Origin of the sequence: Pseudomonas rossensis, assembly GCF_039888995.1 — a bacterium.
Lineage (GTDB): Bacteria > Pseudomonadota > Gammaproteobacteria > Pseudomonadales > Pseudomonadaceae > Aquipseudomonas > Aquipseudomonas rossensis.
This window is the reverse complement of the sequence record NZ_JBBWCB010000175.1, coordinates 1-9771: the sequence shown is the minus strand read 5'-3', so window position 1 is coordinate 9771 and position 9771 is coordinate 1. Positions and strand designations below refer to the sequence as shown.

At 58.6% G+C, this 9771-nt stretch carries 10 protein-coding genes; 3 read left to right on the top strand and 7 right to left on the bottom strand.

Features of this window, described 5'->3' with window-relative positions; translation table 11 throughout:
• Positions 1-659: 659 nt before the first annotated feature.
• The 3 genes from WLY71_RS27480 to lptF all read left to right on the top strand — a co-directional run bounded on the left by WLY71_RS27480 (position 660) and on the right by lptF (position 2530).
• Positions 660-1004 (top strand): pilin assembly protein, encoded by a 345-nt coding sequence (locus WLY71_RS27480; RefSeq protein ID WP_347806060.1) that lies wholly within the window; start codon positions 660-662, stop codon positions 1002-1004.
• A 274-nt stretch (positions 1005-1278) separates the two neighbouring features.
• Positions 1279-1692, top strand: a complete 414-nt coding sequence (locus WLY71_RS27475; RefSeq protein WP_347806059.1) for a DUF4398 domain-containing protein — start codon at positions 1279-1281, stop codon at positions 1690-1692.
• Positions 1693-1741: 49 nt separating this feature from the next.
• Positions 1742-2530, top strand: a complete 789-nt coding sequence (lptF, locus tag WLY71_RS27470; RefSeq protein ID WP_347806058.1) for a lipotoxin F family OmpA-related lipoprotein LptF — start codon at positions 1742-1744, stop codon at positions 2528-2530.
• A gap of 165 nt (positions 2531-2695) precedes the next feature.
• Here the strand turns inward: lptF and WLY71_RS27465 are convergent, their stop codons facing one another.
• The 7 genes from WLY71_RS27465 to prfB all read right to left on the bottom strand — a co-directional run bounded on the left by WLY71_RS27465 (position 2696) and on the right by prfB (position 9577).
• A complete protein-coding gene (locus WLY71_RS27465; RefSeq protein WP_347806057.1) occupies positions 2696-3025 on the bottom strand; it encodes a PA3694 family proteiin in 330 nt (109 codons plus the stop codon).
• Entirely contained in the window at positions 3022-3936 is a 915-nt protein-coding gene (locus tag WLY71_RS27460) for an alpha/beta hydrolase (protein WP_347806056.1), read from the bottom strand. The genes WLY71_RS27465 and WLY71_RS27460 overlap by 4 nt, the downstream gene beginning before the upstream one ends.
• 146 nt (positions 3937-4082) lie before the next feature.
• A complete protein-coding gene (locus WLY71_RS27455) occupies positions 4083-5360 on the bottom strand; it encodes a flavohemoglobin expression-modulating QEGLA motif protein (protein ID WP_309674589.1) in 1278 nt (425 codons plus the stop codon).
• Positions 5361-5397: 37 nt separating this feature from the next.
• Positions 5398-5952: a hypothetical protein gene (locus tag WLY71_RS27450; protein ID WP_347806055.1), complete on the bottom strand. Its 555-nt coding sequence runs from the start codon at positions 5950-5952 to the stop codon at positions 5398-5400.
• A 136-nt stretch (positions 5953-6088) separates the two neighbouring features.
• Positions 6089-6805: a TetR/AcrR family transcriptional regulator gene (locus WLY71_RS27445; RefSeq protein ID WP_046048164.1), complete on the bottom strand. Its 717-nt coding sequence runs from the start codon at positions 6803-6805 to the stop codon at positions 6089-6091.
• Between the two features lie 102 nt (positions 6806-6907).
• Complete coding sequence (gene lysS / locus WLY71_RS27440; RefSeq protein ID WP_283183170.1) at positions 6908-8410, bottom strand: lysine--tRNA ligase; 1503 nt, start codon at positions 8408-8410, stop codon at positions 6908-6910.
• A gap of 71 nt (positions 8411-8481) precedes the next feature.
• Positions 8482-9577, bottom strand: a protein-coding gene (gene prfB / locus WLY71_RS27435; RefSeq protein WP_140677704.1) for a peptide chain release factor 2 whose coding sequence is annotated in 2 segments (ribosomal slippage) — positions 8482-9504 and positions 9506-9577 — 1095 coding nt in all. Because the reading frame shifts where the segments join, the coding sequence is not laid out codon by codon here.
• Positions 9578-9771: the final 194 nt, after the last annotated feature.

Below are 9771 nucleotides of genomic sequence, written 5' to 3'. Positions count from 1 at the left end.
CGGCATTGCTCCGGGGGCCCGCCGCCATCGGCCATCCATGGCCGGGGGCGGCTACCGCGGCATCCTTGCCGCGGTGCCCCCTGCGCAACGCCTGCGTTCGGCCTCTGGGAAAGGGGCAGTAGATCAAAAGATCGCAGCCTCGTTTCACTCGACAGCTCCTACCGGGGGGAGGGGGTGTACGCACGCTCCTCACCACTCAACAGGTCGAGCGTTAGCTCGCCTGCAGCTTTTGATCTTGATGCACCGCCCCCTCGAGAGGCCGAGTGGAGGTTCTGCGCAGTGGGCAACCCGGCAAGGATGCCGGGTTAGCCGCCCCCGGCCATGGATGGCCGATGGCGGCGGGCCCACGGAGCAGGACCGGAGCGAGGGCATGCCGAGCCTTAGCGAGGCACCGAACGAAAGGGGCAAGAGCGCTTTGGTTACTTTCGCGCTTTTCGAAAGTGACTCGCTGTAAAAGCGAAACCGTAATCAGCCATCACCGCAAAAACGGATATACACCCAATCTGAAGCACCGAAGCAACGTTCACCATTAGACGACGAAGGGACTTTAAACCTTGGGCGTTAAAGCTAGTCTGAAGAGTAAGCCTTACAACGGCTGCCGCCGGCCTTTGCCGGACACTGACACTGCCTGCCACGAGCAGGTGCGCATTGAGGTCACTATGAAAATCCGCGAGCTTGCCCATCACTGGGAAGAAAACGCCAAGGGTCGCCTGACCGACACCGGATACTCGATTCACCTGGATGTGGAGGCCGCCGCACGGCTGGCGGCCATTATCGATATGTACCCCAAACGGCAGCCCGAAGAACTGCTCGGCGAGCTGATCGGCGCCGCCCTGGAAGAGCTCGAAAAGAGCTTTCCGTATGTGAAGGGCTCGACCGTCGTGGCCACCGACGAAGAAGGTGATCCGCTGTACGAAGACGTCGGTCCGACTCCGCGTTTTCTCGCATTGTCCCGTCGTCATTTGCACGATTTGTCGGCCGTTGACGCCAAACAGAAACACTGATTACCGCGCTTCTTTTCCCCTCCAAAATGCATATTCCCGGGCTCGTTCAGGGCCGGGAGTACTGCTGCGTATGATGATAAGTCCCGATTTAGAGCCTTGTCCGCCCGGTCAAAGTTTTTTCGGGCAATGGGCCATATTCTCTGAACTTTTGAAAAACGCCTCGGGTCACACCCATTAACCACGCCTGGGACGGCCGTTTCATAACACCCCCGGAAATTGAAGGTTGCGGCTCCTTGCCCAGGATGGATTTTTAAGTTTTTCAGGAGTTATTCCAATGGAGTTGAAGACCATGAAGACCCGCACTGACCAATCCTCTTTCACCCACCTGCGTAGCTTGAAACTGGCTGCACTGGCAATCGGCAGCAGCCTCGTTCTGGCCGGTTGTGCCGGCAACCCGCCAAGCGAGCAATTCGCCGTGACGGAATCGGCGGTCAACAGCGCCGTCAGTGCCGGCGGTACCGAATTCGCGGCAGTGGAAATGAAGTCCGCGCAGGACAAGCTCAAACAAGCCGAAATCGCCATGCACGACAAAAAGTATGACGAAGCCAAAGTCCTGGCCGAACAGGCCGAGTGGGACGCTCGCGTGGCTGAGCGCAAAGCCCAGGCTATCAAAGCTGAACAGGCTGTGAAGGACTCTCAGAAAGGTGTTCAAGAACTGCGTCAGGAAAGCCAGCGCACCGTGCAGTAAGCGGCGCGGCACGACGTACTTCTTACTCGACTAAAAGGACGAAACCACCATGCGTAAACAATTGATGATCCCTGCCCTGCTGGCCGCAAGCGTTGCACTGGCTGCCTGCTCCACGCCGCCGAACGCGAACCTGGAACAGGCCCGTAGCAACTACACCGGCCTGCAAACCAACCCGCAAGCCAGCAAAGTCGCGGCGCTGGAAACCAAAGAAGCCAGCGATTACCTGGACAAGGCCGACAAGGCTTACCAGGACAAAGAGGACCAGGCCAAGGTCGACCAACTGGCTTACCTGACCAATCAACGTGTTGAAGTGGCCAAGCAAACCATCGCGCTGCGCACCGCTGAAGCCAGTCTGAAAAATGCCTCTGCGCAACGTGCCCAGGCCCGTCTGGACGCACGCGACGCGCAGATCAAGCAATTGCAGGACAGCCTGAACGCCAAGCAGACCGATCGCGGTACCTTGGTGACGTTCGGTGATGTGTTGTTTGCCACTGACAGGGCTGATCTGAAGTCCAGCGGTCTGGTAAACATCAACAAACTGGCGCAGTTCCTCTCGGAAAACCCTGATCGCAAAGTGATCGTCGAGGGCTACACCGACAGCACGGGCACCGCGAACCACAACCAGTCGCTGTCCGAGCATCGTGCCGGTTCCGTGCGCACGGCGCTGGTGAAAATGGGCGTTGATCCAGCGCGTATCGTGGCGCAGGGTTACGGCAAGGAATACCCGGTGGCCGAGAACAGCAGCGTCTCGGGCCGTGCGATGAACCGTCGGGTGGAAGTGACCATTTCCAACGACAACCAGCCGGTGATCCCGCGTTCGGCGGTCAGCTCGAACTGAGTTGAACCTGCTGTAACGCAAAAGCCCCGCCTGATCTGATCAGGCGGGGCTTTTGTTTTTAAGATCAAAAGATCGCAGCCTCGTTTCACTCGACAGCTCCTACAGAAGCACGCGGTCTATGTAGGAGCTGTCGAGTGAAACGAGGCTGCGATCTTTTCGGGAGCGCTACGGTTGCAGCTTCTGCGGCGTTTCCTCGACCATGCAACGCACCGCTTTTTTCTTGTTGTTGACCAACACGCCGCTCAAGCCTTTCTGTTCGGTGTCGAACATCACCAGCACGCCATCGATGCATTGCGCGACTTGCGGGGCCGGTTCCAGCGAGACTTTGTAGTCTTCGCCCGGCACAGTCTTGAGCATGGTGAAGTCGCTGAGCAGCAGCGCATCTTCGGGTTTGGCGAAGTGCAGGTAGCCGTAGAACCACAGGGCTGCGACAGTGCCGAGGATGCTGCAGATACCGGTGATGATCAGCGGGATGGCGTTACGTTCTTCACTCATTGCGGACTCTCTGGTGGTTCATCTTCAGAATTTTTCGGCGCCGGGTAATTCGGGACTTCACCCAGGCGGCGCAGACCGTTGAAATGCTGCGGGTCATCGAGAAAACGCAGCATGACTTTGCGCCAGACCGGGTCGGCGAACGTCTGCACATGACCGCCACGGGTCAGTTGCAGCACCCGCGGCGGCGGCGCAGCTTGATACAGACGGATGCCGTTGGAAAGGGGCACGATCGGATCGTCGATGCTGTGGTAGATCAGTTTCGGCACGCCATTGAGCTGCGTCATGGAATGGATCGCGCTGTCGCCGTCCGGCACCAGCAAGGACAGTGGCACCTGAACCAGCCAGGTCAGCCAGGAATGGCTCAGGGCAAATTGACCGATACTGCGGTAACTGGCGGGCACGCCGTCGAGGACGAAGGCCTTGAGTTGTTTCTGGCGTTCGGGGTGCTGAACCAGATAATGCACGGCCATCGAACCGCCAAGGCTTTGGCCCAGGAGGATCAGCGGCTTGCCCTTGACCTCCGGCGCCTGATCGAGCCATTTGAACGCGGCGTCGATGTCCTGATAAATCTCCGGCAGCGTCGGTTCCCCCTCGGACAATCCATAACCGCGATAGTCCAGCAGCAGCACTTGATACCCTTCTTTCGGTAACCACCAGCTCCCCCCAAGATGCATGGGCAGGTTGCCGCCGTTACCGTGCAAATGCAGCACCGTGCCTTTGACCTCGACACCTTGTTTGGCCGGCAACCACCAGCCGTGCAGCTTGAGGCCATCGGCGGTGGTCAGGGTGATGTCGCGGTATTCAAGTTTGGCTTTTTCCGGGGTAAACAGCTGGCCGGGCTCGGGGTAGAACAGCAGTGAGCTGCAGCCGCTCAAGGTCAGCAGCAGGCAAAAAATGCCGAGGAATCTCATCCGTTGAAACCTCGCGAAAATAGGGGTTGGAACACAAAACACTGTGGGAGCGAGCTTGCTCGCGATGGCGGCTTAACATTCAACATTTTCATCGACTGTTACACCGCTATCGCGAGCAAGCTCGCTCCCACAGGGGATTTTACTGCTCACAGGATGTTGGAGTAATCCGCTTCGATCCGGTCCAGGCTCAGGTGATTGAGGAAGTTGGAGAAGCACATCCACGCCGACAGCGCGTTCAGGTCACGGAACTGATCCGGCAGATACTTCGGTGGCACCACCAGCCCTTCATCCACCAACTGGCGCAAGGTCCGCATGTCTTCCAGCGTGGTCTTGCCGCAAAACAGCAGTGGTATCTGCTCAAGCTTGCCTTTACGCACGGCCAACTGAATGTAGTTGTAAACCATGATAAAGCCCTTGAGGTAGGACAAGTCTTTGGTAAATGGCAGACCTGTCGGCACCGAGCCACGGAAAACCCGGCTGGCGTTGCCGTAGCTTTCCGCCATTTCAAAACCTTGCTCGCGGAAGAACTCGAAGATCTGCAGGAAGTCCGCACCCTCTTCCACCATGTGTATGGCGCGGGTGCGGTTGGTCAGTTTGCGCAGGCGACTCGGGTAGGAGGCAAAGGTGATGATTTCCATCAGGATCGCCAGGCCTTCCTGAGTCACCGTCGACGACGGCGGACCTTTGGAGAGGAAGGTGCAGATCGGCTGGTTCAGACCATTGAGCGTGGTCCCCACATGCACCAGCCCTTCGTGCACTTCCAGAGCGCGCACGTCACGGTCGTTGAACATCGCGTCGGTGCGGATCTTGATGTAGTCGGCGCCAGCCGCCGCATCGGCGACGATCCCGTCGGACTCGAATACGCGAATGGTTTCCTCGGCCTCGCCGAATACCTTGTTCAAGCGGGTTTGCAGCAGGTGGACGGCTTCCTTGGCGGTGAGGATTTTCGGTTCGTCCTTCAGGTCGCCACGGCCATCGATATTGTTCAGGTAATCCGAGAGCATCAGGCCCAGGTCGGAAAGGGTCGGATCGCCGGCGTGGAACGCGTCGGAAGCGGCACCGTAAAGCTCCTGTGAAATCAGCCCGAAATCCTCGGTGCCGCGCGCTTCGAGCATGCGCACCACCATCCGGTATTCCTTGCACATGCGGCGCATGATCTGGCCGACCGGGTTGAACTGACCAAGCTGACGGGTGATGTCGCGTTCGATGTTCTGGAATTCCAGTTTCACCTTGCTGGAGTCGAACGCCAGCGGCCGGTTCAGGTAGTAATCGCGGTCCACCGCCGGCATTTCCTTGCCCTTGGCCTTGAGGAAACCCTTGCGGATGCTGTCGTCCCACTTGACTGCATCGAGGACGCGAATCGGCGTCTGCGCCAGCACAATGCGATCGGACAAAATGCGTATCGACTGCTGGTAATCGTCCACCCGAAACTCCTGTAGAAAAACCGTTTACGTGCTGGGTTTATTTGGCTTTGGCCAGGCGCTGATAGCGCACGGCCTCGACGAACACATCGGAATTGGCCGGGTCGTCAAGGTAGGCGAAGACCTGGTCCAGATTGTTGTTGATCAACACGCCGTCGCCGTCGTCGGTCTGGAAGCCTTCGCCGCTGAGGACTTTTTGCCTCAGGGCCTGGTTGATCTGCTCGAGGTCGAGGTTATAGACCACCAGCTCATGCTTATCGGTGAGCTCGAAACCGAAGAGAGTGAAATGCCCACCGAATTGCGCCGGCACCTTGGCCGACAGGTACCAGCGACTGCCATGGCGGGTCACCGTGAAGGGATAGGCTTCACGCTCCTTGGGTTTAGTCTTGAAGTAGCTGACCGCCTGATAGTGGTTGTCGCCCAGGCGCGTCAGCTCCAGATTCAGCGGTTCGCCCCAGGCGTTGGTGCTGGTCCATTTGCCGAGCAACCCTTTAGGCGCGGGCTCGCTCGAGGGCAGCGGCTCCTTGAAGGTCACCAGACAGCCGCTGAGCAGCAGGAACGACAAGGCGATCACAACGACACGCCAGGCTTTCATTCAACACTCCCTTTGAACACACGCGGACCGTAGGAGCTGCCGAAGGCTGCGATCTTTTGATCTTGATCCTCTCGACACTGCTGCAAAGCAAGATCAAAAGATCGCAGCCTGCGGCAGCTCCTACAGGGGGATCGGGTCACACCGACGCCAACACCAAATGCATGTAGCGAGTCAGGATGCCGAGCATTTCGGCTTCGGCGACAGGCTCGGCGTCGTTGAGCAGGCCCTGATATTCCATCCGTCCGATAATCGCCGTCAACACTTTGGCATCCTGTTGTGGCTCGCGGGAACCCAATACCTCGAAAAAATGGCAGGTGCCTTGCAGAAGAATTTGCTGATGCGAGCGCACCAACTCCGCCAGACGCGGGTTCAACAGGGCCTCCTGACGGAACGCCTGCTCGGCCATCAAGTGTTCGCGACGGTTGTGCAATTGGCGCTGCACATAATCGGCGGTCAGGCGTGCGATATCGTCGGCCAGCTGTGAACGGGACTCGGGGCTGCCATCGCCATAGGCAACCATCTCACGCAGCAGGCCTTCGTTGCTGGCCCACAACTTGGCCATGAACGCCGCGCTGCGTTCCACGTATTGGGCAAAGGTATCGGTGAGCAGGTCATCGATATCCTTGAAATAGTAAGTGGTGGCCGACAGCGGCACACCAGCCTCGGCGGCCACCGCGCGGTGACGCACGGCCCGCACGCCATCGCGCACGACAATGCGCATCGCCGCATCGAGAATGTCCTGTCGACGCTGTTCACTGCCCTGTCGGCTGGCCTTGCGGCCCTGGTACTGAACACTTTCAGCGACCGCAGTGGCGACGTCCGCTGCACCCTCTTGAGCAATTGCACGGTTCACGACAGGTATTCCTCTCTTACTTCAAAAGTAACCAATTGATACGTTTGTACCAGACAGGCAATAAAAAGCCGCCTGTTTTAGGCGGCTTTTTTATTGAAACACTTACGCTTGTGGCCGCATGTGCGGGAACAGGATCACGTCGCGGATCGACGGGGAGTTGGTCAGCAGCATCACCAGACGGTCGATGCCGATACCTTCACCGGCGGTTGGCGGCATGCCGTACTCCAGCGCGCGAACGAAGTCGGCGTCGTAGTGCATGGCTTCATCGTCACCGGCGTCCTTGTCGGCCACCTGAGCCATGAAGCGCTCGGCCTGGTCTTCCGCGTCGTTCAACTCGGAATAGGCGTTGGCGATTTCGCGACCACCGATGAACAGTTCGAAACGGTCGGTGACGTTCGGGTTGTCGTCGTTACGACGGGCCAGCGGCGACACTTCGAACGGGTATTGAGTGATGAAGTGCGGCTGCTCCAGCTTATGCTCTACCAGCTCTTCGAAAATCATCACCTGCAGTTTGCCCAGACCTTCGAAGCCCAGCACCTTGGCGCCGGCCTTCTTGGCGATGGCGCGGGCCTTGTCGATGTCGGTCAGGTCGTCAGCGGTCAGCTCAGGGTTGTACTTGAGGATCGAGTCGAACACCGACAGACGCACGAACGGTTCGCCGAAGTGGAACACTTTGTCGCCATAAGGCACGTCGGTGCTGCCCAGAACCAGCTGTGCCAGCTCGCGGAACAGTTCTTCGGTCAGGTCCATGTTGTCTTCGTAGTCGGCGTAAGCCTGGTAGAACTCCAACATGGTGAATTCAGGGTTGTGACGAGTCGAAACGCCTTCGTTACGGAAGTTGCGGTTGATCTCGAACACCTTTTCAAAACCACCGACCACCAGACGCTTGAGGTACAGCTCCGGCGCGATGCGCAGGTACATGTCCATGTCCAGAGCGTTGTGGTGTGTTTCGAACGGCTTGGCCGCTGCACCACCTGGAATGGTTTGCAGCATCGGTGTTTCGACTTCCAGGAAGTCTCGTTTCATCAGGAAGCTGCGGATGTGCGCGATGACTTGCGAACGAACGCGGAAAGTCTGGCGCACGTCTTCGTTGACGATCAGGTCAACGTAACGCTGACGATAACGGGATTCGGTGTCGGTCAGGCCGTGGTGCTTGTCCGGCAGCGGGCGCAGGGATTTGGTCAGCAGACGCACGCTGGTCATTTCGACGTACAGGTCGCCCTTGCCGGAACGCGCCAGGGTGCCTTCGGCGGCGATGATGTCGCCCAGGTCCCAGGTTTTCACCGCGGCCAGGGTTTCTTCGGACAGGGTTTTACGGTTGACGTAAACCTGGATGCGCCCGGACATGTCCTGGATCACCATGAACGAGCCACGGTTGAGCATGAGACGACCGGCAACCTTGACCGGGATTGCAGCTTCTGCCAGCTCTTCCTTGGTCTTGTCCGCGTACTGTTTCTGCAAGTCTTCGCAGTAGTTGTCGCGGCGGAAGTCGTTCGGGAAGGCATTGCCCTTGGCGCGCTCGGCAGCCAGCTTTTCCTTGCGCAGGGCGATCAGGGAGTTTTCTTCCTGTTGCAGGGCTTGCGGGTCGAGTTCTAGGTCGCTCATGTCTTTAAAAATTCCATCACAGGTTCGTTGCCCCCACCGATGGCAGGGGACTTAAGGTCTTGACTGGCGGTTTACAGGCCTTGCTTCAGGCTCGCCACCAGGTATTCGTCGATGTCGCCGTCGAGCACCTTGTCGCAGTCACTGCGTTCGACGTTAGTACGCAAATCCTTGATTCGCGACTGGTCGAGCACGTAAGAGCGAATCTGGTGACCCCAGCCGATGTCCGACTTGGTGTCTTCCAGGGCCTGGGAGGCGGCGTTGCGTTTCTGCACTTCCTGCTCGTACAAGCGCGCCCGCAACATTTTCATCGCGGTGTCTTTGTTGGCGTGCTGGGAGCGTTCGTTCTGGCAGCTGACCACGGTGTTGGTCGGTACGTGCGTAATACGGACGGCCGAGTCAGTGGTGTTTACGTGCTGACCACCGGCACCGGAGGAGCGGTAGGTATCGATGCGCAGGTCCGACGGGTTGATGTCGATTTCGATGTTGTCATCGATTTCCGGCGACACGAACACGGCCGAGAACGAGGTGTGGCGACGGTTACCGGAGTCGTACGGGCTCTTGCGCACCAGACGGTGCACGCCGATTTCGGTACGCAACCAGCCAAAGGCGTATTCGCCCTTGATGTGGATTGTGGCGCCCTTGATCCCGGCGACTTCACCGGCCGACAGCTCCATGATGGTCGCGTCGAAACCGCGTTTGTCAGCCCAGCGCAGGTACATGCGCAGCAGGATGTTGGCCCAGTCCTGGGCCTCGGTACCGCCGGAGCCGGCCTGGATGTCCAGGTAAGCGTTGTTGGCGTCCATCTCACCGCTGAACATGCGACGGAATTCGAGTTTTTCCAGGGACTCGCGCAGACGCTCGACTTCGGCAGCGACGTCATCGACGGCAGCCTGGTCTTCTTCTTCGGCGGACATCAGCAGCAGGTCTTTGGCGTCGGCCAGGCCGGTGTGCATTTCGTCGAGGGTTTCGACGATCTGAGCCAGCAGGGACCGCTCGCGGCCCAGCTCCTGAGCGTACGTCGGGTTGTTCCAGACATTCGGATCTTCAAGCTCGCGATTGACTTCAGTCAGACGCTCATGCTTTTGATCGTAGTCAAAGATACCCCCGAATAGTTTCGGAGCGCTCGGACAGGTCCTTGATACTGTTAAGGATCGGGTTGATTTCCATGGCGGGCAGCACTCGTTGGCGAACTTTTGAAAGCCGGCGAGTATAACGTAATCAGGCTGTCACGGCAGCCCGCCTGGCGGCTTTAGGGGCGAATGGTTTTGGCTGAAGGGCGGGGGGGATGACGCTTGTGGCAGCTGCCGAGCCCGCGCTCCGAACTGTAGGAGCTGCCGAAGGCTGCGATCTTTTGATTTTCG

Bases quoted from the DNA above. Each gene is read 5' to 3' on its own strand.
- lysS (WP_283183170.1), bottom strand. From the start codon at position 8,410: ATGAGCGACCTAGAACTCGACCCGCAAGCCCTGCAACAGGAAGAAAAC.
- WLY71_RS27460 (WP_347806056.1), bottom strand. From the start codon at position 3,936: ATGAGATTCCTCGGCATTTTTTGCCTGCTGCTGACCTTGAGCGGCTGC.
- WLY71_RS27475 (WP_347806059.1), top strand. From the start codon at position 1,279: ATGGAGTTGAAGACCATGAAGACCCGCACTGACCAATCCTCTTTCACC.
- WLY71_RS27465 (WP_347806057.1), bottom strand. From the start codon at position 3,025: ATGAGTGAAGAACGTAACGCCATCCCGCTGATCATCACCGGTATCTGC.
- WLY71_RS27480 (WP_347806060.1), top strand. From the start codon at position 660: ATGAAAATCCGCGAGCTTGCCCATCACTGGGAAGAAAACGCCAAGGGT.
- lptF (WP_347806058.1), top strand. From the start codon at position 1,742: ATGCGTAAACAATTGATGATCCCTGCCCTGCTGGCCGCAAGCGTTGCA.
- WLY71_RS27450 (WP_347806055.1), bottom strand. From the start codon at position 5,952: ATGAAAGCCTGGCGTGTCGTTGTGATCGCCTTGTCGTTCCTGCTGCTC.